Source organism: Lysobacter silvisoli (assembly GCF_003382365.1).
Lineage (GTDB): Bacteria > Pseudomonadota > Gammaproteobacteria > Xanthomonadales > Xanthomonadaceae > Lysobacter > Lysobacter silvisoli.
Genome location: NZ_QTSU01000001.1, coordinates 207,958 through 232,500, shown reverse-complemented (window position 1 = coordinate 232,500; position 24,543 = coordinate 207,958). Strand labels below are relative to the sequence as shown.

General features: G+C 69.7%; 26 protein-coding genes. 12 read left to right on the top strand and 14 right to left on the bottom strand.

The genetic code is table 11. From position 1 onward, the window contains the following. Positions 1–329: 329 nt before the first annotated feature. From DX914_RS01100 to DX914_RS01070, 7 genes are all read left to right on the top strand, one after another. The gene (locus DX914_RS01100; RefSeq protein WP_196778796.1) at positions 330–1,595 is read left to right on the top strand and encodes a sensor histidine kinase; all 1,266 of its coding nucleotides are present in this window, start codon (positions 330–332) and stop codon (positions 1,593–1,595) included. Next, positions 1,588–2,358, top strand: a complete 771-nt coding sequence (locus DX914_RS01095) for a LytR/AlgR family response regulator transcription factor (protein ID WP_115857243.1) — start codon at positions 1,588–1,590, stop codon at positions 2,356–2,358. The genes DX914_RS01100 and DX914_RS01095 overlap by 8 nt, the downstream gene beginning before the upstream one ends. 34 nt (positions 2,359–2,392) lie before the next feature. After that, on the top strand, positions 2,393–2,779 hold the full coding sequence (locus DX914_RS01090; RefSeq protein ID WP_115857242.1) for a hypothetical protein: 387 nt from the start codon (positions 2,393–2,395) through the stop codon (positions 2,777–2,779). Positions 2,780–3,081: 302 nt separating this feature from the next. Then, positions 3,082–3,441, top strand: coding sequence for an ArsR/SmtB family transcription factor (locus DX914_RS01085; protein WP_115857241.1), 360 nt, complete (start codon positions 3,082–3,084; stop codon positions 3,439–3,441). Positions 3,442–3,454: 13 nt separating this feature from the next. After that, a complete protein-coding gene (locus tag DX914_RS01080; protein WP_115857240.1) occupies positions 3,455–3,955 on the top strand; it encodes an SRPBCC family protein in 501 nt (166 codons plus the stop codon). 42 nt (positions 3,956–3,997) lie between these two features. Then, complete coding sequence (locus DX914_RS01075) at positions 3,998–4,417, top strand: hypothetical protein (RefSeq protein WP_115857239.1); 420 nt, start codon at positions 3,998–4,000, stop codon at positions 4,415–4,417. A 34-nt stretch (positions 4,418–4,451) separates the two neighbouring features. Beyond that, positions 4,452–4,823 (top strand): VOC family protein, encoded by a 372-nt coding sequence (locus DX914_RS01070; RefSeq protein WP_115857238.1) that lies wholly within the window; start codon positions 4,452–4,454, stop codon positions 4,821–4,823. Positions 4,824–4,827: 4 nt separating this feature from the next. Here the strand turns inward: DX914_RS01070 and DX914_RS01065 are convergent, their stop codons facing one another. From DX914_RS01065 to DX914_RS01045, 5 genes are all read right to left on the bottom strand, one after another. Beyond that, a complete protein-coding gene (locus DX914_RS01065; protein WP_115857237.1) occupies positions 4,828–5,940 on the bottom strand; it encodes a serine hydrolase domain-containing protein in 1,113 nt (370 codons plus the stop codon). Positions 5,941–6,023: 83 nt separating this feature from the next. Beyond that, positions 6,024–7,172, bottom strand: coding sequence for a sensor histidine kinase (locus DX914_RS01060; RefSeq protein WP_115857236.1), 1,149 nt, complete (start codon positions 7,170–7,172; stop codon positions 6,024–6,026). 74 nt (positions 7,173–7,246) lie between these two features. Further along, entirely contained in the window at positions 7,247–8,017 is a 771-nt protein-coding gene (locus tag DX914_RS01055) for a LytR/AlgR family response regulator transcription factor (RefSeq protein WP_231118090.1), read from the bottom strand. 2 nt (positions 8,018–8,019) lie between these two features. After that, complete coding sequence (locus tag DX914_RS01050) at positions 8,020–9,153, bottom strand: sensor histidine kinase (RefSeq protein ID WP_115857234.1); 1,134 nt, start codon at positions 9,151–9,153, stop codon at positions 8,020–8,022. 326 nt (positions 9,154–9,479) lie between these two features. Further along, entirely contained in the window at positions 9,480–10,310 is an 831-nt protein-coding gene (locus DX914_RS01045) for a helix-turn-helix domain-containing protein (protein ID WP_115857233.1), read from the bottom strand. 143 nt (positions 10,311–10,453) lie between these two features. On the opposite strand from DX914_RS01045, the gene DX914_RS01040 reads away from it, so the two are divergent. Next, complete coding sequence (locus DX914_RS01040) at positions 10,454–11,425, top strand: alpha/beta fold hydrolase (protein ID WP_115857232.1); 972 nt, start codon at positions 10,454–10,456, stop codon at positions 11,423–11,425. A 16-nt stretch (positions 11,426–11,441) separates the two neighbouring features. On the opposite strand, the gene DX914_RS01035 is transcribed toward DX914_RS01040, so the two are convergent. The 4 genes from DX914_RS01035 to DX914_RS01020 all read right to left on the bottom strand — a co-directional run bounded on the left by DX914_RS01035 (position 11,442) and on the right by DX914_RS01020 (position 14,052). After that, positions 11,442–12,035, bottom strand: coding sequence for an HAD family hydrolase (locus tag DX914_RS01035; RefSeq protein WP_115857231.1), 594 nt, complete (start codon positions 12,033–12,035; stop codon positions 11,442–11,444). 351 nt (positions 12,036–12,386) lie between these two features. Further along, positions 12,387–12,650, bottom strand: a complete 264-nt coding sequence (locus DX914_RS01030) for a hypothetical protein (protein ID WP_115857230.1) — start codon at positions 12,648–12,650, stop codon at positions 12,387–12,389. Positions 12,651–12,785: 135 nt separating this feature from the next. Further along, on the bottom strand, positions 12,786–13,403 hold the full coding sequence (locus tag DX914_RS01025; protein WP_115857229.1) for a GIY-YIG nuclease family protein: 618 nt from the start codon (positions 13,401–13,403) through the stop codon (positions 12,786–12,788). Between the two features lie 64 nt (positions 13,404–13,467). Continuing rightward, a complete protein-coding gene (locus DX914_RS01020) occupies positions 13,468–14,052 on the bottom strand; it encodes a TetR/AcrR family transcriptional regulator (RefSeq protein WP_115857228.1) in 585 nt (194 codons plus the stop codon). A gap of 69 nt (positions 14,053–14,121) precedes the next feature. On the opposite strand from DX914_RS01020, the gene DX914_RS01015 reads away from it, so the two are divergent. Continuing rightward, positions 14,122–14,547 (top strand): VOC family protein, encoded by a 426-nt coding sequence (locus tag DX914_RS01015; RefSeq protein WP_115857227.1) that lies wholly within the window; start codon positions 14,122–14,124, stop codon positions 14,545–14,547. 50 nt (positions 14,548–14,597) lie between these two features. Here DX914_RS01015 and DX914_RS01010 read toward each other — a convergent pair whose 3' ends face one another. Then, positions 14,598–16,409, bottom strand: coding sequence for an SLC13 family permease (locus tag DX914_RS01010; protein ID WP_115857226.1), 1,812 nt, complete (start codon positions 16,407–16,409; stop codon positions 14,598–14,600). Between the two features lie 93 nt (positions 16,410–16,502). Further along, a complete protein-coding gene (locus DX914_RS01005; protein ID WP_115857225.1) occupies positions 16,503–17,786 on the bottom strand; it encodes a dicarboxylate/amino acid:cation symporter in 1,284 nt (427 codons plus the stop codon). 139 nt (positions 17,787–17,925) lie between these two features. On the opposite strand from DX914_RS01005, the gene DX914_RS01000 reads away from it, so the two are divergent. After that, positions 17,926–19,674: an alkaline phosphatase gene (locus DX914_RS01000; RefSeq protein ID WP_115857224.1), complete on the top strand. Its 1,749-nt coding sequence runs from the start codon at positions 17,926–17,928 to the stop codon at positions 19,672–19,674. Between the two features lie 606 nt (positions 19,675–20,280). Here DX914_RS01000 and DX914_RS00995 read toward each other — a convergent pair. Then, on the bottom strand, positions 20,281–20,703 hold the full coding sequence (locus DX914_RS00995; RefSeq protein WP_115857223.1) for a CopD family protein: 423 nt from the start codon (positions 20,701–20,703) through the stop codon (positions 20,281–20,283). Between the two features lie 94 nt (positions 20,704–20,797). On the opposite strand from DX914_RS00995, the gene DX914_RS00990 reads away from it, so the two are divergent. Then, the gene (locus tag DX914_RS00990) at positions 20,798–21,391 is read left to right on the top strand and encodes a class I SAM-dependent DNA methyltransferase (RefSeq protein ID WP_115857222.1); all 594 of its coding nucleotides are present in this window, start codon (positions 20,798–20,800) and stop codon (positions 21,389–21,391) included. Between the two features lie 150 nt (positions 21,392–21,541). Beyond that, positions 21,542–22,786: a polyhydroxyalkanoate depolymerase gene (locus tag DX914_RS00985; protein WP_115859077.1), complete on the top strand. Its 1,245-nt coding sequence runs from the start codon at positions 21,542–21,544 to the stop codon at positions 22,784–22,786. Between the two features lie 237 nt (positions 22,787–23,023). Here the strand turns inward: DX914_RS00985 and DX914_RS00980 are convergent, their stop codons facing one another. Both DX914_RS00980 and DX914_RS00975 read right to left on the bottom strand, forming a co-directional pair. After that, complete coding sequence (locus DX914_RS00980; protein WP_115857221.1) at positions 23,024–23,938, bottom strand: sensor domain-containing protein; 915 nt, start codon at positions 23,936–23,938, stop codon at positions 23,024–23,026. Beyond that, positions 23,935–24,300 (bottom strand): PadR family transcriptional regulator, encoded by a 366-nt coding sequence (locus DX914_RS00975; protein WP_115857220.1) that lies wholly within the window; start codon positions 24,298–24,300, stop codon positions 23,935–23,937. Before DX914_RS00975 ends, DX914_RS00980 begins: the two co-directional genes overlap by 4 nt. Positions 24,301–24,543 lie beyond the last annotated feature (243 nt).

The window sequence follows — 24,543 nt, the reverse complement described above, 5'->3', positions numbered from 1 at the left end:
CAAGGGCATTCGCGCGTTGCGCTCACCCCCTCACCCTAGCCCTCTCCCGCCAGCGGGAGAGGGAACACATCCGACGCCGCCGCTTTTGCTTTAGCCCCTCTCCCGCTTGCGGGGTGAGAGGCAGCGCTTGCGAGCCATCGGCTCGCGCTGCATCGAACGCCCGACCGCTATGCGGTCGGGCCGGGGTGTGGGTTGGGGTGAGGGCAGGCACCCCCTCCCCCCCACACCGCCCCATTTCGTCGCCCCAAACCCCATTTCGTCGCCCGCCCCCTAGCCCGGTGGCCGCTCGTGGCTATGCTTCGCTGCACTGACGCCCGCCGGATCGGACCGTGATCAAGAGCCTGTTCTTCCTAGCCCGCATCGCCGCCGCCTGGACGGCGCTGTTCTTCATGCTGGCCCTGCTGTGGACGGTGTTGCCCACGATCGATGGCTCACCCGACAGCGACCCCGCGCCGGTGTTCCTGCTCGGCCTGGTGGTCGGCGCCTTCGTCCTCACCGGCGCGTTTTCGCACCTGCGCCGGGTGCGCCTGATCGCTGGCCATATCGACGGCGGCACCCTGGCCAACCGCCAGCGCCGCCAAATCGAAGTGCCGTTCGAGGCCGGCGAAGCCTTCGACCTGCTCGATGCCGCGATCCGCGAACTGCCGCGCAGCGAGGAGATCGAAAGCGCGCGCGACAGCCTGCAGATCCGCGCCAAGGTGCGCCGTCCCGACACCTACGGCCGCCGTCCCTGGGGCCGCTACAACCCGCTCAACTGGTTCGGCACCCCGCGCAACCAGATCCTGGCCACGGTCACCCCCGGCGACGACAGCGGCAGCGTGACCCTGGTATGCGAACCCGAAAGCGGCGCCTGGAGCGACTGGTTCCGGGTCGACGACGGCACCAACCTGGAGAACGCCGAGGCGATCTCGCGCGCGATCACCCGCCGCGTCGCCGAACGCCGCCGCAACGAACGCGCGGTGAGCGCGCGCACCGCCACCGACAAGGAACTGGCGGTGGCCAAGCTCAACCTGCTGCACGCCCAGGTCGAACCGCACTTCCTCTACAACACCCTGGCCAGCGCGCAATACCTCACCCGTACCGATGCGGCGCGCGCCGACGAGATGCTCGGGCATCTGATCCAGTACCTGCGCCGCTCGCTGCCGCGCACCGAGGACGCGCTGTCCAGCCTGGGCGAGGAACTCGAACGCGCCCAGGCCTACCTGGAAATCCTGCGCATCCGCATGGGCCCGCGCCTGGCCGTGCAGATCGACGTGCCCGAGTCGCTGCGCGAAACCGCGCTGCCGCCGATGATGCTGCAGACCCTGGTCGAGAACGCGATCAAGCACGGCCTGGAACCGCGCAGCGGCGGCGGTACGGTGTGGATCCTGGCGCGCCGCGATGGCGAGCGCGTGGCGGTGACCGTGGCCGACGACGGCGAAGGCTTCGGCAGTCAGCCCAGCGGCACCGGCATCGGCCTGAAGAACGTGCGCGAACGCCTGCGCCTGGTTTACGGCGACGAGGCGTCGCTGGCCGTGGTCGCCAACTTCCCCAACGGCGTGGCCGCCACCTTGAGCGTGCCCGCCGCTTTTCATCGAGAGTCCCGCCATGGCTAAGGCCGTCATCGCCGAAGACGAAGCGCTGCTGCGGCAGGCGCTGCTGGACCTGCTGACCACGGCCTGGCCGCAGCTGGACGTGGTGGCTTCCTGCGAGGACGGCGCCGAGGCGCTGGAAGCCATCGCCGCGCACCAGCCCGAGGTCGCGTTCCTGGACATCCGCATGCCCGGCCTGAGCGGCCTGGACGTGGCCGCCGCCGCGGCCGAGGCCAGCCCGCGCACCCACGTGGTGTTCGTCACCGCCTACGACCAGTACGCGATCGACGCCTTCGAGCGCGGCGCGGTGGACTACCTGCTCAAGCCGATCGCGCCCGAACGCATGGCCGCCACGGTGCAGCGCCTGCAGGCGCGCATCGCCGACGGCGGCGGCGACGCGCAAGCGCTGGCCGGCCTGCTGCGCCAGCTCGGCGCCGGCCTGCCGCGCCAGGACGCCAGGCCGCCGCTGACCTGGATCACCGCCAGCGCCGGGCGCGAAACGCGGCTGATCCTGGTCGACGACGTCGCCTATTTCCGCGCCGACCAGAAATACACCACCGTCGTCACCGCCGACGGCGAAGCGCTGCTGCGCACGCCGATCCGCGAATTGGTGGCCGCGCTGGACCCGAACGTGTTCAAGCAGATCCACCGCTCCACCATCGTCAACCTCAAGGCGGTGGCCGCCGTGGTCCGCGACGAAAGCGGCCGCGGCAGCCTGCGCCTGAAGCAGCGGCCGGAAACGCTGAGCGTGAGCCAGCCGTTCATGGCCCTGTTCCGCAACATGTGATCCGACTGCCACGCGACCGACGAGTCCTGCATTTATGAGTTCCGCCATGCGCAACCTGCTCGCCCTGGTGTACTTCCTGCTGGCCCTGATCGGCTGCGACGGCGGCGGCACCACCTGGATCGCGCGCGCCAGCCAGGACGGGCGCGACACCCTGCACGCGCGCACCCGCCTGCACGCGGGCGTGGCCCGCTTCGAATGCATCGCCAGCGCCAGCGGTCGCTGCCATTACGCGCTGTTCGCCCAGGCCTGCGCGCCCCAGCCCGCCGCCTGCCAGGCCGCGCCGTTCGAGCGCTTCAGCCTGGCCGTGGGCGAAAGCCGCGAAGTGGTGGGCCTGCCCGACCGCTTTCAGCCCTGTGCCGGCACCAGCGATGCGATAGCGCACGCCGACTGCCGCGAGGACGCCGCCGCGCAAGCGCACTGATCGGCTTCCATCGACAGCGACCAGCATCGCTGGTCCGATCTCACGATTCGTCATCCCCGCGAAGGCGGGGATCCAGCGCTCCACCCAGGCATGACTCCGAAGTCTTTGCGCTTCTCGCATTCGCAGGATGTCGAACAAGGACGCATGCAGCCGCCATCCGAGATTCGTCGCCTGCACTAGCCTGAGGCCATTGCCGGTCCCTCAGCCGCCCGTCGGCTGCCCTCCCGAATCGACGCACAAGGCATTGACGCGTTGTAGCGCAACCTGTATATAACCCAAAAGTTATGTAACTTTACGGTTATATGCAGAACCAGACCCACCGCCTCGACGCCACCTTCGCCGCCCTCGCCGACCCCACCCGGCGCGCGATCCTCGCGCGCCTGGCCAGCGGCGAAGCCACCGTCACCGAGCTGGCCGAGCCCTTCGCCATGAGCCAGCCGGCGATCTCCAAGCATCTCAAGGTGCTGGAGCACGCTGGCCTGATCAGCCGCGGCCGCGACGCCCAGCGCCGGCCCTGCCGGATCGAAGCGCAACCGCTGGCCGAGGCCAACGTCTGGATCGAGCACTACCGCCGCATCTGGGAACGCAACTACCAGCGGCTAGACGCGCTGCTGGACGAATTGCAGACACAGCAGCGTCCCACCCCTGCCAAAAAACGCTAAAGGAGCCAGCGCCATGCACCGTTCCGCCAACATCCTCACCGTGACCGCCCCCGGCGAGCGCGAGATCGTCATCACCCGCGCCTTCGATGCGCCGCGCGAACTGGTGTTCGACGCGCTCACCCGGCCCGAGCTGCTGCTGCGCTGGTTCCACGGCCCGGACGGCTGGACCCTGGTCGTGTGCGAAGTCGACCTGAGCGTGGGCGGCGCCTACCGCTTCGTCTGGCGCGGGCCCGACGGCGTGGAGATGGGCATGGGCGGCGTGCACCGCGACATCCTGCGGCCCGAACGCATCGTGCGCACCGAACGCTACGACATGGACTGGACCGGCGGCGAAACCGTGGGCACCGCGGTGCTCAGCGAACGCGACGGCAAGACCACGCTGACGACGACCGTGGTCTACGCCTCGCGAGAGGCGCGCGATGGCGCCCTGGCCACCAACATGGAACAGGGCATCGCCGCCGGCTACGACCGCCTCGAAGCCTTCCTTGCCGACACCTCCACCGCCGCCGGCTGACGGCGCCCTTCCCTCGCACGCGCGCGAGCGCGGAGTTCGCCCATGAACGCATCCATCGCAACGCCGGCGCCGCAGCGGCGCCGCCTGGGCCGCAGCCTGCTGGCCGTGCTGGCCGGCCTGCTGGTCACGGTGATCCTGTCCACCCTCACCGATCTGGCCCTGCATGCCAGCGGCGTGTATCCGCCGACGATGCAGCCCATGGCCACGGAGCTGTGGCTGTTGGCCCTGAGCTATCGCGCCCTCTACACCTTGCTCGGCGGCTACCTCGCCGCGCGGCTGGCGCCGTACCGGCCGATGGCGCACGTGTGGACGCTGGCGGGGATCGGCGCCGTACTGGGCATCGCCGGCGTGGTCGCCACCTGGGGCCGCGGCCCCGAATTCGGGCCGGCCTGGTACGCCATCGGCGTGGCCGTGACCGGCCCGCCGTGCTGCCTGCTCGGCGGCTGGTGGCTCCGCCGCTGATCCCTCGCCCGTCCACCCCTCCAGGACCCAGACCATGCTGCGCAAAGTCGCTTTCACCCTATACCCGATCCACGACGTGGCCCGCGCCCGCGCGTTCTACGAACAAACCCTGGGCCTGAGCCTGAGCTCGCACGGCAATCGCGGCGACCAGTGGTGGCTGGAGTACGACCTGCCCGAAGGCGGCTGCCTGGCGCTGACCAACTTCGTGCCCGACGCGCCCAGCGACACCGCCGGCGGCACCATCGCCCTGGAAGTGGCCGACCTGGACGCGCTGATCGCCGACCTCAAGGGCAAGGGCGTGCAGTTCAAGAGCGACGTCATCCACAGCCCGGTCTGCCGCATGGCCGTGTGCCTGGACAGCGAAGGCAACTCGATCCTGCTGCACCAGCTCAAGCCCAAGGCCTGAGCGATCAGGGCGAGGCCGCGCGGCGCGCGAGCTGGGCGGCGAATTCGTCCAGGTCGGCGCTGCCGGCGTTGCTCAGGATCACCACCGTGACCCACGGTTCGATCACCCGCAGCAGTTGCGTGCGCGCGCCCATGATCTGCCCCGGCCGCTTGGCCACCCAGCGCTTGCGGTCGCCCACGCGCATCTCGTAACTCCACAGCCCGTAGCCGTAGTCGTCCAGGCCCGGCCGCAGCAGACGCTGCAACGAATCGGCGCTGAGCAGGCGCCCGCCGTACAGCGCATCGGCGAATACGGCCAGGTCGCGCGCGGTCGAATACATCGCTCCGGCCGCATACCAGTTCTCGGCATACACCGGCAGATCCGGCGTCATCCGCGGCGACCCGTCGCGGGCGAAATAGGTGGCCGCCAGACGCTCGACGATGCGGTCCTGGCGCAGCACGCCGGTATCGCGCAGTCCCAGCGGTTGCAGGATTCGCTGCTGCAGCGCCTGCGCATACTCCTGCCCGGTCAGCCGTTCGATCAGCTTGCCCAGCACGATGTAGTCGCAATTGTTGTAGTCGAAGGCCTGTCCGGGCGCGCGCACCAGCTTGCCGCCGCAGTAATCGCGCAGCAGCGCATCGCTGCTGCGCGGCAGCTGGTACAGCGGCAAGCCGTCGCGGATCGCGCGGGCCGCATCGACCGCGGCATCGGGATTGGCCAGGCCCGAGGTGTGGTTGAGCAGCTGGTGCACGCTGCTGCGGCGCGCGGCCTCGCCGGCGTAGTCCGGCAGGTAATCGCCGATGGGCCGGTCCAGCGCCAGCTTGCCCTCGTCGCGCAGCTGCAGCACCAGCACGGCGGTGAACAGCTTGGTGATCGAGGCGATCTTGTAGCGCGTGTCGGTGGTGTTGGCGATGTGGAAGCCCAGGTCGGCCTCGCCGTAGCTGCGCAGCACTTCGGTGCGGCCTTCGCGCGCGACCAGCACGGTGCCGCTGAAATCGTGGCGGGCCGCATAGTCGGCGACATAAGCGTCCAAGCCGGCTGGCACGGGCGACGCGGTGGGCGCAGTCGGCGCGGCGGCCAGCGCCGGCCCGCTCAGAATCAGGCCCAGGATCAGGCCCGGGAGGATCGGCGATTGCATGCGGCGGCTCCGTCGGCGCCCGGCCGGCGGCCGGGATCGCAGCAGGGGATACCGCTGGCGCCGCCGCGGTTGCGGCGGCCGGCTCAGGCCGCGGCGGCGACCGCGGTCCGCGGAACGGCGACCTCTCGGTACGGCAGCGACAGCCGCACCTCGTAGCCGCCGTTGCCACGCGCGCCGGCGTCGAAGGAATGCGCCTGCGGGTACAGCGCGCGCAGCCGCTCGGCCACGTTGCGCAGTCCCACCGCGCCGGCGCGGCGCTCGGCCGTCTCGCTGAGCGTGGGCTTGGCGGGGCCGTCGTTGTACACGCTCAGGTGCAGGCGGTCGCCGTCGTGTTCGATATGGATGTCCAGGCTGCCGGGCTGGCTGCGCTGGGCGATCCCGTGGCGCACCGCGTTCTCCACCAGCGGCTGCAGCAACAGCGCCGGCACCCGCGCGCGCAACACGTCGGGACCGATCCGCCACTTCAGCTGCAGCCGATCGCCCAGGCGCGCACGCTCGATCTCCAGGTAGGTTTCGGTCAGCGCCAGTTCCTCGGCCAGGCTGACCTCGGGACGGTCGCTGTCGGCCAAAGTCGCGCGCAGGAACTCGGCCAGGCGGCCGATCATCTGCCGCGCGTCGCCGTTGCGCTGATCGTCGACCAGCGACGAGATCGCGCCCAGGGTGTTGAACAGGAAATGCGGATGCAGCTGGTAACGCAGCGCGCGCAACTCGGCGTCGCGGGCCAGCGCCAGCGCGCGCTGCTGGCGCAGCTGCGCCTGTTGCAGGTCGCTGTAGTACGCGACCACGGCGTGGACGGCGCAATACATCGACAACACCATCCAGCTGCTGTCCACGCCGATGAATATCATCCTTATCAGCGTGAGCCTGTAGGACCACCCCAAATACTGGCCCATCGCATAAGCGAACGCATTGTTGGCCGACGACATCAGGTAGGTCGCCAGTAGCAGCGCGATCACGGTGGTCCAGGTCCCGGTACCGCGCTGGCGCAGCCACCGCTGGAACAGCGTCAGTGGCCACAGCCAGGCCATGTTGACGATCATGCTCATCGCGAAGTAGATCACCGCGCGACCTTGATCGATCACCGGCAGCACCATCATCAGCGTGCAAAGACCGATCGGCACGCAGGCCATCACCGGCAGCCAGTACGGCGATGCCGCCTTGGGCAGCGACTGCGGCGGCTCAGGGTAAAGAGCGGCGTACGAGTCTTCGGGCGGATGCTCGGGCGCGTTCATGTCGCCTGCCGGCGCTGGCTGCGATGCGGAAGCCCGATTCTGCTGCCTCGCGCGCCGCCGGACCAGCCCCGGCTTCAGCCGCCGAAGCCCGGCCGCCCGTGCAGGCGCGCCAGCAGCGGTTCGATGTAGGTGCGGCTGGCGCGCACCGGCGTGCCGTCGCGCAGGCGCAGCATGGCGTCGCGGTTGGACAGCGGCTGCAGTTCGGCCACGCAGTCGATGCGCACGATGGTGGAGCGGTGCACGCGCACGAACTGGGCCGGATCGAGCTGACGCGACAAGCGGCCCATGGACTCGCGCAGCAGGTAGGCGCGATCGCCCACGTGCAAGGTCGCGTAGTCGCCGTCGGCCTGGATCCATTCGACCTCGGCCGCCTCGACGAAGGCCACGCGCCGCCCCACCCGCACCACGAAACGGTTGAGCCAGCTGGCGTCCTCGCCGTTGGCGGCGGCGACCTGCGCGGACGCGGCCGGCGCGGCGCTGCGGCGGTAGGGCTGGGCCTGGCGCGCACGCTCCAGCGCCTCGGCGAAACGCTCGTCGTCGATAGGCTTGAGCAGATAGTCCACCGCCTGCAGTTCGAACGCGCGCACGGCGAAGTTCTCGTACGCGGTCAGCAGCACCGCCATCGGCCGCTGCGCCGGCGGCAATGCGGCCAGCGCCTCCAGCCCGGTCATGCCCGGCATCTGCACGTCGATGAACACCAGGTCCGGCGCCAGGGCGGCAATGCCCTCCAGGGCCGAGGGCCCGTCGGCGAACTCGCCCACCACTTCCACGTCGGCATGCGCCGCCAGCCGGGTGATTACCCCGCTGCGCGCCAGGGGCTCGTCGTCTATGACCGCTACTCGCATCCTCATATCTCCCTCTCCCATTCCCTAGGCGCCGCCTCCGACTCGCGGAACGGCAGCGTCAGCCTGACCTCGTAACCCCCGTCGCCGCGCGCGCCCGATTCGATCGCGTGCTGCCCCGGATACAACGCCTGAAGGCGCTCGGCGGTGTTGCGCAGGCCGATCGAGGCGCCGTTGCGCTGGATCGCCTCGCCGCCGCGCACCGGTTCGGGCACGCCGTCGTTGGCCACGCGCAACTGCAAACGCTCGCCGTCGCGCTCGATGCGGATCTCCAGCTGCCCCGGTTCGGTGCGTTGCGAGATGCCGTGGCGGATCGCGTTCTCGACCAAAGGCTGTAACAGCAGCATGGGCACGCGCGCGCGCAGGGTGTCCGGGCCGATGTGCCACTTCAGCAGCAGGCGCTTGTCCAGGCGCGCGCGCTCGATTTCCAGGTAGGTGTCGGTCAGCGCCAGCTCCTCGGCCAGCGCCACCTCGTGGCCCTCGCTGCCGTCCAGAGTCGCGCGCAGGAACTCGGCCAGGCGCGCGATCATCTGCTGGGCCTGGGCGCTGCGGCCGTCGGCGACCAGGGCCGAGATCGCATTGAGGGTGTTGAACAGGAAGTGCGGATTGAGCTGATAGCGCAGCGCGCGCAGTTCGGCGTCCTGGGCCAGCGCCATCGCCCGGCGGTTGCGCTCGCGCGCGAACTGCAGGTCGGCGTAATAGATGATCACCGACTGGATCGCGCAGTAGGCCACCAGCACCAGCCAGCAGCCGGCGGTGCCGCTGAAGATCTGGGTCCAATCGCCGGACAGGCGGGTCTCCCAGCCGGCGGTGTTGGCCATCCAGTGCGCGGCCACGTTGCTGGTCACCGACATGGCGTAGGTGATCGCCAGCAGCGCCACCACCACCGTCCACTTCGGCGTGCCGCGACGCCAGAACAGGTGCTGGATCGCGGTCAGCGGGGACATCCAGAACAGGTTGGCCAGCAGGAAGGTCGCCCAATAGACCGTCTCGTCCCGGTTCTCCACCGAGGGCAGCGCGATCAGCAGGGTGCAGCCGGCCAGGAACAGCCGCGCCAGTACCGACAGCCACAGCCAGCGCCCTCGATGCGGCGCCGGCAGCGGGGCGGCGGCGGGAACGGCAGGGGCGGTCGGAATCATGCGGCGGCGAGACTGGAGTAAGGCAAGCCGAATTCTCCGATGCCGACGCCCTGCGACCAAGTCCGGCGCGCGGCATCCCGGAGGGACGACGGGCCTTGGAGCCGCAAAAAGCGTCGCCGTCCCTGGCAACTCACGAAAGAGGGTGCTCGAAACGGTGCCGACGTGCCGAGGACGCGGAACGGTCGGCGGCCCCGCTTCGAGCTACCGACATTGGAGCGCGCGGCGACGCCTGCAGCCAGTTGGCGGGGGCGTTATTGCGGCGAACCGGTAGTCCGCTGCGGCGGGACGTGGGCCGCTCTTATCCGATTGCGCCGGACTGATCGCACCTAGTCCGCTGCGCCGTCGCGTGCCAGCGTGCGACACAACTGCGTCGTGGCGTCGTCGACCGGAAAGCAACATTCGATGTGCAGCTCGTCGATGGTCACGTCGCGCGGCGTGCCGAAGGTGGTGATGGTGGAAAAGAAGCGCAGCACCTGGCCGTCGCGGCGCAGCGCCGTGGTCAGCAGCGGCGTGGGCGCGGCGCCCAGCTCGCGCCGGCGCCAGCGCGCGGGCACGCCCGGGTAGGCCAGGGCCTCGTCCAGCAGCGCGCGCGTGGCGGTGTCGCCGGGCGTGGCCGCCACCGCGTCGTGCAGATGGCGGATCAGGTCGCCGGCCACCTCCTCCCAGTTGGCCACCGCCGGACGCAGATCCTGCGGATCGAAGATCTGCCGGATCATGTTGGCGTGGCGATTGGGGCGGCCGTCCATCACGTAGGCGTTGACCCGGGCCGCGGCGGCGTTGGCCATCAGGATGTCCCAGCGCCGGTTGAGCACGAAGGCCGGATACGGCTCCTGCTGGGCCAGGATGAATTCGATCGCGCGGCGCACCTGCGACAGTTCGGGCGTGTCCAGCGCGGTCTCGGGATACTGCGGCGCATAGCCAGCCGCCACCAGCAGGGCATTGCGCTCGCGCAGCGGCATTTCCAGCGCATCGGCCAGGCGCACGATCAGCTCGCGGCTGGCGTGCGACTTGCCGGTCTCCACGCAGCTCAGGTGCCGCGCCGACAGGCCGGCGTCCAGCGCCAGGTCCAGCTGGCTCAGACGTCGCGCCGCACGCCATTCGCGCAACAGCACGCCCACTTGGGCAGGGGCGGGAACGGAACGGGCAGCGGTATCCATGGGCCGGATCTTACGCAGCGCCTTGCCGCGAAACCATGACCTGCCAGGTCATGCATGCATGACCTGCGACGACATTGAGCGCATGACCTGCCGGGCCAATCATTTGCGCCAACGAAGGACGGTCCTTCGATGGAGATCGCGATATGAACCGCAGGCGCTTCCTCACCGCTACCGCCACCACCCTGGCCGCCGGCGCCTTCGCCGGTCTGGCCGGCGCTGCCGCTCCCGCCAGCGCCTCCGCACGCGAAGCCGCCGTGTTCCACGGTGCGCGCCGTTACCTGAGCACCCGCCACGGCCGCATCGCCTACGTCGAACGCGGCCGCGGCGCGGCGGCGCTGTTCCTGCATGGCTTCCCGCTCAACGGCTACCAGTGGCGCGGCGCGATCGAACGCCTGGCGCCGCAGCGACGCTGCATCGCGCCGGACTTCCTCGGCCTGGGCCACACCGAAGTCGCGCCGGGCCAGAGCGTGGCGCCCGATGCCCAGGTGGACATGCTGCTGGCCCTGCTCGATGGATTGAAGGTGGACCGCGCCGACGTGATCGCCAGCGACAGCGGCGGCGCGGTCGCGCAGTTGTTGCTGGCGCGTCACCCTGAGCGCGTGCGCAGCCTGCTGCTGGCCAATTGCGACACCGAGATCGAATGCCCGCCCCCGGCGATGCTGCCGGTGATCGCGCTCGCGCGCGAAGGCAAGTTCGTCGACCAGTGGCTGGCGCCGTGGCTGGCCGACAAGGCGCTGGCGCGCTCCAAGGACGGCATCGGCGGCATGTGCTACCTGGATCCCAACCAGCCCACCGACGAAGCGCTGGACGCCTATTTCTCGCCGATGGTGGTCTCGGCCGCGAGCAAGCAGCGCGTGCACGACTACGCCACGGCCTTGGACCACAACGTGCTGGCCGGCGTGGCCGCGGGTCTGGCCGGCAGCCGCGCGCCGGTGCGCGTCGTCTGGGGCATGGGCGACACCATCTTTTCGCCGGCCGGCCTGGCGCACCTGCAAGGCGCGTTCGGCAACCTGCACGGCGTGCGCCGGCTCGAGGGCAGCAAGCTGTTCTGGCCGGAGGAACGCCCCGACGTGGTCGCCGAGGAGGCGCAGCGCTTGTGGGCGGCGGCGGAATGAGCGCCGCCCGCGCGGCTCAGGCCAGCGGCTGCCAGCGGTACCAGCGATGGTGCGCCAACGCCAACAGCTCCCGATCTTCGCGAGTGTCGCCGTAGGCGTGGATCTGCGCGTAGCGCGAGAGCTGGTAGCGCTCGCGCACGCGCCGCGGTTTCTCGGCGCCCACGCATTGGGCGCCGTGGTAGCGCCCAGTCAGCACGCCGTCGCGCGCCTCCAGCGACGAACACAGCCAGTCCAGGCCCTGCGCCTGGCACCAGTGACGCAGGTAGACGTCGAACGCGCCCGACACCACCGCCACCGTGTCGCCGCGTTCGCGGTGCCAGGCGATGCGCGCCATCGCCTCCGGCCGCAGCGCGGTGGGAATCACCTGCTCGGCGAAACGGCGACCGGCCTCTTCCAGTTGCGCCTGCGGCAGATCGCGGAAGCCCAGGCGCGCGACCTGGGCGCGGATGGTCGAGCCCGACACCAGCCCGAGCTTGTAGCCCAGCCAGGTCGGCAACACGCGCAACCGCCCCGCCCGCATGCGCGAGGGCGGCATGACCGAAGCTACGAACTCGACGAACAGTTCGCGCTGCGTGATGGTGCCGTCGAAATCGAATAGCGCCAGATCCAACGCTGGCTCCTGGGGTAGCGGGAGTGGCGCGCAGCATAGCGGCCACCGCCGCCAGCGAAAACGCCGCCCTGCTTTGGGGCAGGAGCGGCATAAGCCGCGACCACGCCTCCTCAACCACGACGGCCCCGCGCCTGCCCCTGTAGGAGCTGCGCAAGCTGCGACCGCGCCTCCAAAGGCAGAACACCTCAAGGCCTCCCTGCACCGCCGCCCCTGTGGGAGCGGCGTAAGCCGCGATTGGCTCCGCGCCGGATGGTGATTGGTGCGCCTGACAAACCAAAAGAAGGACGCACCTAGCCCACCGCCCTGCGCAAGAGCGAAAACGCACTGCGATCTCCAGCCGCGCGCCGCCCCTTATCCCAGGTTGGTGAACCGATCCACCGCCCATTGACCGTTGTTGAAATAGGTCCAGCTGGTCCAGCTGGTGGCCTTGCCCACGCCGGGCTTGAAGGTGATCGAGGCAACCGTCTTGAACTTGGTGAAGTCCAGCTTGGTCGGATAGTCCTTGCCGCCCTTGGTGACGTCGACGTAGTTGTCTTCGGCCGTGTAGGTGGCTTGATAAGGGCCGCAGACCTTGCCGGACTTGAGGGTGAAGGTGACTTCGCCGGAAACGGACATGAGCTTGCTCCTGAGGCTGGGCCGAAGCGCAACGGCGCGCGCGAGCGGAGCCCGCTCGCCGGTGGGGCGATCCGGCGCGCGGCCCTTGCCCCTATCGCTCAGGAACGCGGCCGCGCCGCGCGCGTGAAGACGCGCTCAGCGGCGGGCGCGGTACCACTGCAGCAGCGCATCCGGCAGGCGGCCGTCCAAGCGCAGGTCCAGGGCCGGATAGGCATCCAGGGAGTCGAGCACGCGGCGGCGCAGGTCGGCCAGCGGCGCCGCGTCCAGTTGCTCGGGCTCGCCGCTCAGCGCGTCCAGCACGGTCGAGGCCCAGGCGTAGAGCGCGTCGCTGCGCGCATCCAACTGCGCCGCCACCCAGCCGCGCAGCGGCGCATGCAGGCGATGCCCGCCCTCGCCCAGCGCTTGCGCACGCGCCTGCAAGGTCGCATAGGCGCCGCGATACCACTCGGTGTGGCCGGCCGCCTCGCGCCGGATCGTCAGCGGCGCCGGCGCCTGGTGCGCGGCCAGCACGCGTTGCAGTTGCAGTTCCAGGGCGCGCGCGTCGCGCACGGTCTCGGTTTCGACCAGGAAGGCGCGCTGCAGGTCGAAGCTTTCGTAGTAGCGCGACTGCAACTCGTGCAGCCGGCGCAGTGGGTCGCGCGAGAAGCCCAGCTTGAGCAGATCCTCGTAGGCGCAAGGCAACACGTACAGATAGCAGCGCCCGGTGCTGGGGCTGTGCAGGGAATCCGGATCGCCGCTGGTCAACCAGGTCATGGCCGCAGCCGGGATTCCGAAGGGCGGCGCGTGCGCGCACGCGGCTGGCCGGCGGCTGCGTGGCTCATGCGTGGCCGATCACACGGTCCAGCAAGGCCAGCATGGCCGCGGTGACCGCGTAGGTATCGGTGCCCGCGTCGATTTCCAGCGCCGCGCGGTCGAACGCGGCCGACAGCAACCGCGCCAATACGTCGACATCTTCCGGACTGCGCCCCATGGCCGCGGCCAGACCTTCGCGCAGGGACTGCGCCGCGTGCGCCCGATCGATTGCCAGCAGCTCGCTCAGCCCCAGCACCGCCGGCCCGTCGATCAGCAGCAGGCGCGTGCGCCCGGGTGCCGCCATGGCGCGCAGATAGGCGTGGCTGCCCGCGGCCAGGGCCTCGCGCGGCGCCATCGCCGGTGGCGTGGCGTAGGCGATCTCGGCGGCCACGGCCGCGGCGTCGCGCTCCAGCACGTGCCGGAACAGGTCGCGCTTATCGGCGAAGTGGTGATAGAGGGCGCCGCGGGTGATCCCGGCCGCCGCACAGATGTCGGGGGTCGAGGTGTCGGCATAACCGCGATCCATGAACAGCGCGCGGGCCGCGTCTAGCAGGGCGCTGCGGGTGGCCTCGGTGCGCTCGCGATTGGTCCTAGCCTGGTCTATTGACATACATACAGCCTGTATTTTAATTTAGATCCACATACAGACTGTATGTCAGCCCCCGCCAGGAGACCAGCCGTGAAAGTCACCAGCTACTACCCCGTGGTCATGACCGCCGACGTCGCCGGCACGGCCGCGTTCTACCGCGAGCATTTCGGCTTCATCGAGCTGTTCACCGCCGACTGGTACGTGCACCTGCAGCTGCAGGACGACCCTGCCGTAAACCTGGCCGTGCTGGACGGCAGCCACGAAACCATTCCCGAATCCGGCCGCGGCCGCGTTTCCGGCCTGCTGCTGAATTTCGAGGTCGAGGACGTGGACGCGGTGCACGAGCGCCTGCAGGCCGCCGGCCTGCCGATCCTGCGCTCGCTGCGCGACGAGGACTTCGGCCAGCGCCACTTCATCACCGCCGACCCCAACGGCGTGCTGATCGACGTGATCAAGCCGATCCCGCCCAGCGCGGAGTACGCGCAGAACTACGACGCCGGCGCCCTGCCCGCCTGAGCGCGCTCCCGCGGCCGGGCGGCGATCCTGCGCCGCCCACTGCGCGCCGCTCAGAACGGCAGCAACGGCCCGCCCAGCCAGAGCCAGCGCGACAGCCACGCCACCGTCACGGCGATCAGGCTGGTCAGCGGCACGCCCACGCGCAGGAAATCGCCGAACGTGTATTGGCCGGGATTGAGGATCAGCAGATTGCCGTGGTGGCCGATGGGAGTGAGGAACGACGCCACCGCCCCCATCGCCGTGCACACCACGAACGGCAGCGGCGACAAGCCCAGGCTCTGCGCCAGCGCCAATGCGATGGGCGCCAGCAGCACCGTGGTCGCCGCGTCCGACAGGATCTGGGTCAGCAGCGCCGCGGCGGCGAACATCAGCAACAGCAAGCCCAGCACCGGCAGCCCCTGCGCATGCCGCGCCAACAGGTCCGCGATCAGATCCGCGGTACCGGTCTTGTCCATCGCGATGCCCAACGGAATCACGCCGGCGATCATCACGAAGATGCGCACGTCGATGGCCTCGTAGGCGCGCTCCACGCTGACGCAGCGCGACAGCACCATCGCCACCGCGCCCAGCAGGAAGGCGATCTGCGGCGCCAGCAACTCGCTGGCCGCCAGCGCGATCGAGCCGGCCATGATCGCCAGCGCCACCGGTGCGCGCCGGCGCGCATGGCCGCGCGCGTCGAACGGCATCAGCATCAGGAAGGCGCGGTGCGCGGCCAGTTGCTCCAGGCGCGGCTGCGCGCCCCAAAGCACCAGCAGGTCGCCTTCCTCCAGGCGCTGCTCGGACAACTCGCCGCGCAGCCAACCCTCCTTGCGCCACAGGCCCACCACCACCACGCCCAGCGTGCTGAGGAAATCGATCTCCGACACGCTGCGCCCCAGGAATTCCGAGCGCGGCGCGACCACCGCCTGCACCAGCCGTTCCTCGCCCAAGGTCTCGGGCGCGGCGCCTTCACGCGGCTGCTCGCCGTACTTGACCACCGCATGCAGCGACAGACCGGGCTCGTCTCGCACCGAAGCGATCTCCTCCGGCGAGGCGCGCACCAGCAACACATCGCCGGCCGCCAGCGGGCTGTCCCAGCTCTGCTCGCGCCGGCGCAGGCCGTAGCGCAGCCAGTCCACCACCTGCAAACGCCCCTTGAAGGCCTTGTCGAACGCGGCCAGGGTCTTGCCGTCCCAGGGCGACTCGGCGTCCACCACCAACTCGGTGTAGTAACGGTCCAGCTTGAGATAGTCGACGTTGCCGCTTTCGCCCTGGCGGCGCGGCAGCAGCCAACGCCCGGCCAGCATGTAGACCGCGCCGATCAGCACCAGCGCCGCGCCGATGGGCGTGATCGCGAACAGGTCCAGGCTGCCCACGCCCGCGCGCCGCAGCAGATCGTTGGCGAGCAGGAAGGCCGGCGCGCTGATCAGGGTCAGGGTGGTGCCGAGCGAAGCGGCCAGCGACATCGGCATCAGCAGGCGCGAGGCCGCGAGTTTCTTTTCCTGCGCCAGCCGCATCAGGATCGGCAGCATCATCGCCGTGACCATCAGATGGTGCGAGAACGCGGCCATGGCCGCGGTCGCGGGCATCACCACCGCGATCGCGCGCGCCTCGCTGCCGCCGGCGGCGCGGCCGATGGCGGCGCCGATGCGGTCGGTGATGCCCGTGGCCGACAGGCCCGCCGACAGCACGAACACCGCCGCGACGATGATCGCCGGTTCGCTGGAAAAACCCGACAACGCTTCCTTCGGCGACAGCACGCCGGTCAGGGCCAGCGCCAGCATCGACAGCATCGCCACCAGGTCGACCCGCAGCTTCTCGCTGACGAACAGCGCCAGCGTGGCGACGAGAATCAATAGGAAAACGATCTGCTGCGGATCCATCCCGCCCCCTGTGTGCGTCCGCGCTTACCTTAGCGCAGGCGCATGAAGGGTCCGTTCAGATGCCGGCACCAAGCCGGCACCGATGCAACGGCATCAAGGGCGATCGTTGCCGGCTTGCGCGGACTCCAGGCCCACGTTGGTCGGCGCCGCCTCGTACACCGCGCGATCCAGCAAGCCGGTTTCCTTGGCCACCAGCACCGGCACCAGCATCTGCCCAGTCACGTTGGTCATGGTGCGCATCATGTCCAGCACGCGGTCGATCGCGTACAGATAACCGATGGTTTCCAGCGGCAGGCCGGCGGCGCTGAGCACCACCGTGGCCATCACCACCGCGGTGCCGGGCACGCCGGCGGTGCCGAAACTGCCCAGCACCGAAGCCAGCATGATCACCACGTACTGGGTCAGCGACAGGTCCAGGCCCGCGTACTGGGCGATGAACACCGCCGCCATCGCCGGATAGATCGCGCCGCAGCCATCCATCTTGATCGTCGCGCCCAGCGGCACCGCGAACGCGGCGTAGTTCTTGTCCACGCCCAGGTTGTGGGTGACGCTGCGCAGCGACACCGGCAGCGCGGCGAAGCTGGACGAGGCCACGAACGCCACCTGCATGCCCGGGAACGCGCCCCGGAAAAATTTCAGCGGATTCAAGCCGTGTGCCAGCAGCAGCGCGCTGTAGACCACGGCGATGTGCAGGCCGCAGGCCAGGTACAGCGCGATCACGAACTTGCCCAGCGGCAGCAGCTTCTCGAAACCGTAGCCGCCGATCAGCGCGGCGATCAGGCCGAAGGTGCCCAGCGGCGTGAACTCCAGCACGAAGCGGGTGATCTGGATCATGGTGTCGCTGGCCTCGCCGGCCAGCTTGCGCAGCCCCGCCACGCGGTCGCCGAGCTTGACCAGGGCGAAACCGACCAGGCCAGCGAAGAAGATCACCTGCAGCACCTTGCCTTCGGCCATGGCCTGGAACGGGTTGGACGGCACCACGCTCAGCAGCACCTCGGTCCAATGCGGCACGTCCTTGGGCTTGTAGTCGCCGGCGATCTGCAGCGTGCCCACGCCCTCGCCCGGCGACACCAGGTGCGCGACCAGCAGGCCCACGCCCACCGCCAGCATCGCGGTGAAGGCGAACCAGGCGAACGTGCGCCCGCCCAGCGCGGCCACCGATTTCTGCCCGTGCAGCGAAGCCACGGCGTTGATCACCGCGAACAGCACCAGCGGCACCGCGATCATCTTGATCAGGGTCACGTAGAGCTTGCCCAGCGGGCCGAACCAGGTCTCCGCGGCCGGCCCCATCAGCCAGCCGGCCAGGGCGCCGAGCACGAAGCCGCCCAGCACCCGTTGCCAGAACGGGATCTTGAACCAGGCAGACACCAGGGCCATGCGCGCACCTCGCTACGATCGTCCCGCACCTTAGACCAGCGGCGCGGCGCCCGCGACCCCCGCCGCTGCAACACCGGTATCCCATTCCAGCAACAACCCCAGGGCATAATCGCGGTTTCGTCCCGATTCCGACCCCACGATGCCCGCAACGCGCACCGCCTGTCTGGCCCTCGCCGTCACCCTGTCCCTGGCCGCCTGCGCCAGCTCCGCGCCCACGCGCACCGATTCTGGCGCTGCAGGTCCCGGCCCCGCTCCGCTTTCCAACGCCGCGATCCAGGTCGATGTCCCCAACATCGCCCACCCGCAGAACGAAACCGCGCAGTGGTGGTTCCGCGACGGCGCCAGCCAGGCCGCCGCGCGCGGCGCAATGGGCGGCAAGGCCAAGAACGTGATCCTGTTCGTCGGCGACGGCATGAGCCTGACCACGGTGGCCGCCGCGCGCATCTTCGAAGGCCAGCTCAAGGGCGGCCCGGGCGAAGAGAACCGCCTGAGCTGGGAGCGCTTTCCGTCCACCGCGCTGAGCAAGACCTACAACACCGATTCGCAGACCCCGGACTCGGCCGGCACCATGAGCGCCATGGCCACCGGCGTGAAGACCCGCGCCGGCGTGCTCAGCATCGGCCAGATCGCACCGCGCGGCAGCTGCGTCGGCGCGCTGGCCGCGCCGGTGCTGAGCCTGTGGGAACTGGCCGCGAGCAGCGGCCTGGCCACCGGCGTAGTCACCACCACCCGCGTCACCCACGCCACGCCCGGCGCCACCTTCAGCCATTCGGCCGACCGCAACTGGGAGAACGACGCCGACCTGCCCGAAGACGCCAAGTCCGCCGGCTGCGCCGACATCGCCCGGCAAATGGTCGAATCGCCCTACGGCACCGGCCCCGACGTGCTCATGGGCGGCGGCCGCACCAACTTCATGCCGGTCACCCAGCGCGACCCCGAGTACGACGACAAGGTCGGCCAGCGCCTGGACGGCCGCGACCTGATCGCCACCTGGAAGCAGCGCCACCCCGGCGGCGCCTACGTCTGGAACGCCAAGCAGCTGGCCGCCGCACCCGCGGGCAAGCCGCTGCTGGGCCTGTTCGAGCCCGACCACATGCAGTTCTCGCACGACCGCCCGCAGGACGGCGCCGGCGAGCCGACCCTGGCCGAGATGACCCGCGCGGCGATCGCACGCCTGAACCGCCTCAGCGCCGAAAAGGGCGACAGCGGCTGGGTGCTGCTGGTCGAGGGCGGCCGCATCGATCACGCGCACCACTACGGCAACGCCTACCGCGCGCTGACCGAAACCGTGGCCCTCAGCGACGCGGTGCGCGCGGCCAGCGAAGCGACCTCGGCCGACGACACCCTGATCCTGGTCACCGCCGACCACTCGCACACGCTCAGCTTCGTCGGCTACCCGGTTCGCGGCAATCCCATCCTGGGCAAGGTGCGCGGCACCAGCGGCGAAGACGGCGACGCCGCCGACTACGCGCGCGACGCGCTGGGCATGCCCTACACCACCCTGAGCTACAGCAACGGCCCCGGCTACGTCGGCGCCAGCGCCCAGCAGCCCGAGGGCCCCAAGCGCTTCCTGCACACCGCCAGCGGCACCCAGCAGGCCGAACACGGCCGCCCCAACCTGGCCGACGTCGACACCCAGCACCCCGACTATCTGCAAGAAGCCCTGGTGCCCACCAGCAACGAATCCCACGGCGGCGACGACGTCGGCATCTGGGCGCGCGGCCCCGGCAGCGACGCCGTGCGCGGCAGCGTGGAACAGAACACCATCTTCCACTTCATGCTGCAGTCCATGCCCAAACTGCGCGCCGCGCTGTGCGCCAAACGCAGCTGCGACGCGAACGGCGTGCCGGTGGAACTGCCGAAGCCGGAAGCGTTCCGCACGCCGTAAGTGCGGCTGCGCGTGCCCTCACCCCAACCCCTCTCCCGTAAACGGGAGAGGGGCTAAAGCAAAGCGGCGTCGGATGCATCCCCTCTCCCGCTTGCGGGAGAGGGTTAGGGTGAGGGTGAGGGGATGAGCGCAGCGAATGCTCTTGCTCCTCGCTCGGGCACCGAACTCGCCGCTCCAATAGAAGACCCGGAGGGCGGCGCACAGGAGGTGCGCCGTTTTTCGCTGGCACAGGGATGTGCCATCGAAAAATCCCCGCGCCAACTCCGCTCTCGCACGGGAGCTCTGGCGAAGCGTTTTTCTTTGGTTACTTTCCTTTGACGCTTATCAAAAGAAAGTTACCCGGCCGCTTGCGGACGGAAGCTGTTGCTGTTGCTTCGACCAACACACCCAAACACCTTCGCGCGTTCGGAGCTGGTCGCGGCTCACGCCGCTCCTACCCCAAGGCCCCAGAGGAGACCCCACGCCGACCGAGGGCTTGGTAATAGGCGGGGATTCGCGGTCGCAGCTTGCGCAGCTCCTACACCGGGCATGCGCAGCACTCGTCGTAGCGGTGGGTTCGCGGTCGCGGCTTACGCCGCTCCTACCCCGAAGCGGAGCGGCGGGTGCTCAGAACGGCTTGGCCAGCACCAGATAGACCACACCCACCAGCAACAGCACCGGCAGCTCGTTGAACCAGCGCAACGTCGTCGCGCCAGGCAGAGCGCGTCCTTTTTCCACGCCCTTGAGCCAGCGCCCCGACATCACGTAGTGCCCCAGCATCAGCACCACCAGCGTCAGCTTCGCGTGCAGCCACTCACCGCTCATGCCGAAGTGCAGCCACAGCGTCAGCCCCAGGATCGCCGCCAAGCCGAACATGACGTGGCCGAAGCGGTACAGCCGCCGCCCCATCAGCACCAGCCGCGCCCGCACCGCCGGCTCGTCGCCGGCCTCGGCCAGATTGACCAGGATCCGCGGCAGGTAGAACACCCCGCCCATCCAGGCCATCACGAACACGAGGTGGGCGGTCTTGGTCCAAAGGTAGGCGTTCATCGCGGGCTTCCTGAGCGGTGGCGGCAGTCAACGGAGATGCAGTGGCCGCGTTAGGATGCCACGCCGCCGCCGGCCGCCGCCCCCTTCGGACACGATGAGCAAACAGTACGACCGCGATTACTTCCAGCGCTGGTACCGCGATCCCGAGATCGGCGGCCGCGCGCGGCTGCAGCGCAAGGTCGCGCTGGCCGTGGCCAGCGCCGAATACCACCTGGAGCGACCGATCCGCAGCGTGCTCGACGTGGGCTGCGGCGAAGGCGCATGGCGCGCGCCGTTGCTGAAGCTGCGCCCCAAGCTGCGCTATCTGGGCTTCGACAGCAGCCAATACGCGGTGGCCCGCTACGGCGCGCGCCGCAACTTGCACTACGCCCGCTTCGGCGATTTCGAAGCGCTGCGCCCCTGCCCGCCGGTGGACCTGCTGGTGTGCAGCGACGTGCTGCATTACCTGGAGTCCCGCGAACTCGAGCGCGGCCTGCCCGGCCTGGCCGAACTGACCGGCGGCGTCGCCTTCCTGGAAACCTTCGCCCGCGAGGACGGCGTGGACGGCGACACCGTCGGCTTCAAGCGCCGCCCGGCCCGCTGGTACCGCGAGCGCTTCGCCGCCGCCGGCTTCGCCCCGCTGGGCTCGCACCTGTGGCTGGGCCCGGCCCTGCGCGCCGACGCCGCGGCCCTGGAAACCGGGGCCTGAACGCCCCGGCCGGCTTAACGCCGCCGGCCCGCCGATCCGTTATGCTGCGCCGCAGCAAGAACCGCCGGGCGGGGCCTCCCCGCGTCCGCGGCCTTGAAACGCACGCAGGATGCGGGCTTTCAACCACCTGCTAGGGGATCCGTCCGCATGCTGCTGTATCAGATGCACGAACTCGGCCGCGCCTGGCTGGCGCCGATGACCTACTGGGCCGACGCCGGCGCCAAGATGTTCGCCGCCCCCGGCAGCTGGCTGTCCAGCGTTCCCGGCGCCTCGCGCCTGGCCGCCGGCTACGAGCTGATGTACCGCATCGGCAAGGATTACGAAAAGCCCGAGTTCGGCATCCACTCCATCGAGATCGACGGCGAGACCTACCCGGTGATCGAGCGCGAGATGAAGCGCAAGCCGTTCTGCCGTCTGCTGCGCTTCAAGCGCTACGCCGACGACGCCGGCAACATCGCCGAACTCAAGGACGATCCGCCGGTGCTGGTGGTGGCGCCGCTGTCCGGCCACCACGCCACCCTGCTGCGCGACACCGTGCGCACCTTGCTGCGCGACCACAAGGTCTACATCACCGACTGGATCGACGCGCGCATGGTGCCGGCGTGCGAGGGCGCCTTCACCCTGGACGACTACGTCGGCTACATCCAGGAATTCATCCGCCAGATCGGCGCAGACAAGCTGCACGTGATCAGCGTCTGCCAGCCCACCGTGCCGGTGCTGGCCGCGGTCTCGCTGATGGCGGCGCGCGGCGAAACCACGCCGCGTTCGCTGGTGATGATGGGCGGCCCGATCGACACCCGCGAAAGCCCCACCCAGGTCAACGACCTGGCCGTGCACAAGCCGCTGTGGTGGTTCGAAGGCAACCTGATCCACCACGTGCCCGTGAACTATCCCGGCAGCGGGCGCCGCGTGTATCCGGGCTTCCTGCAGCACGGCGGCTTCGTCGCCATGAACCCGGAACGCCATTTCCAGTCGCACTGGGATTTCTACCAGGACCTGGTCAAGGGCGACCTGGAAGACGCGGCCTCGCACCGCCGCTTCTACGACGAGTACAACGCGGTGCTGGACATGCCAGCCGAGTACTACCTGGACACCATCCGCGTGGTGTTCCAGGAACACCTGCTGCCGCGCGGCCTGTGGGACGTGGCCGGCGAGCGGGTCAACCCCGGCGCCATCGCCGACACCGCCCTGCTTACCGTGGAAGGCGAACTGGACGACATCTCCGGCTCGGGCCAGACCCGCGCCGCGCACCGCCTGTGCACCGGCATCGCCGAGGCCGACCGCGCCCATATCGAAGTCCAGGGCGCCGGCCACTACGGCATCTTCAGCGGCCGCCGCTGGCGCGAGCAGGTGTATCCGCAGGTGCGGGAGTTCATCGCCAAGTACGCGGGCTGAGGTTGGGTGGTTTGCGCCGCGATTTGCGGCCCCGGGTGCCCTCACCCCAACCCCTCTCCCGTGAACGGGAGAGGGGCTAAAGCAGCAAGCTGCGGCGTTTGGCTTCCCTCTCCCGCTTGCGGGAGAGGGTCAGGGTGAGGGGATGAGCGCGAAGCGCGAATGCCTTTGATGTTCGCTGCAAAAAAGCACAAGGCCCGACTCACGCCGGGCCTTGCTCATTCTCCAGCGCTAACGCCCTCAGCTGTACTGCGCCGACTTCACCAGCAAATGCTTGGCCAGCATCCCGTGCAACGTGCCCACCCAGCGCGCGATGTGCAGCGTCAGGAACAGCAGCGCCACGCCCGCCCCGATCGCCAGCGGCCAGGTCCAGGGCTGGCTGCTCGACGCCAGATCGACCCCGTCCACCAACACCGTACCGCTCAGCATCAGCGCCACCGGCGCGGCGATCAGCGACAAGGACAGCGTCAGGCCCGTCACCGCGATGGTGAAGTACACGATACCCAGCGGCATCATCAGCAGCATGTACAGCAGCGTGCCCCAGGTGCGCGGATCGGTGAACATCTCCTTAATCCGCTCCAGCCAGGGCTTGCCGCGGCTGGCGTACAGCGGCCGGCGCGGCATGCGCTCGCCCAGCATCACCTCGACCAGGCGGCCTTCCACCAGCGACAGGATCCGCACCGAGCCCAGGAACAGGATCACGAACGGGATGCCGATGATCAGGACCGCCAGGCCCGCCGACAGCGAAGCGCCGGTCACCACCCAGGTGAAGTAGAAGATGCCCGTGGCCAGCGACAGCAGCATGTAGAACAGCGAAGCGTAGGTGCGCGGCTCGGCGATCACGCCGAAGAACTGGCCCCACGGCGACTTGCGCGGCTTCGGCGCCGGCGGCCGCAGCGCGGTCTGCACCTTCACCTCGGTGTCGCGGTAGATGTCGGCGACCTCGTCGGGCGCGCCGTAGCTGCCGGCCACCGAGGCGATCACCTCGGCCTCGCTCTTGCCGGGGTTTTCGGCCATTTCGGCGCGCAGGTACTCCTCGGCGTCGTACAGCGCGTCCTGGACCAGCGCCGGGTCGGCCCCGGCCAGGGACTCGCGCAGTCGCTCCAGGTACTCGGGGATCGAGCGGGGCAGCGGGGTGTCGTGGGTGGCGTTCATGCGGACGGCCCTTCAAGGACGGAATCGACGGAATCACGGGTGGCGCGCCAGGCGGCGGCCCATTCGCGCAGCACATCGCGGCCTGCGTCGGTAATGCGGTAGTAGCGGCGCGGCGGGCCCGACACCGAAGGCTCGACATGGCTGTCGAGCAGACCCGCCGCGCCCAGGTTGCGCAGCACCGGATACAGCGCGCTCTGCTTGCCGCTGAGCACGCCCTCGCCTTCGCGCTCCAGGCGCTTGGCGATCTGGTAGCCGTACATGGGCTCGCTGGCGGCACCCAGCACCGCCAGCAGCGCCAGCGACACGGTGCCGGCGCTGAGCTCTTTCTGGAATTTGCGTAGGTGGAGTTCCAGGTCGGTCATGGCCGCCCCCCCTTTTGGCCCTATGGCCACTAGCTTGGGGTTCACAGTAGTGCGAAGTTCGGTATACCGCGCATGCCATTAGTCATTGGGTCTTACTAGCTAGGCCGCGCCGCCATCGAAGCCGGCCGCCAAGCGGCCACCTCGGGGCGAACGCGAGAGGCGGACACCGCCACCTCCAACGAACGCGCAAGCACGACGCGCTCGCATCGCCGCTTCGTGATCGATCACCGCTTTCGCGCGCGT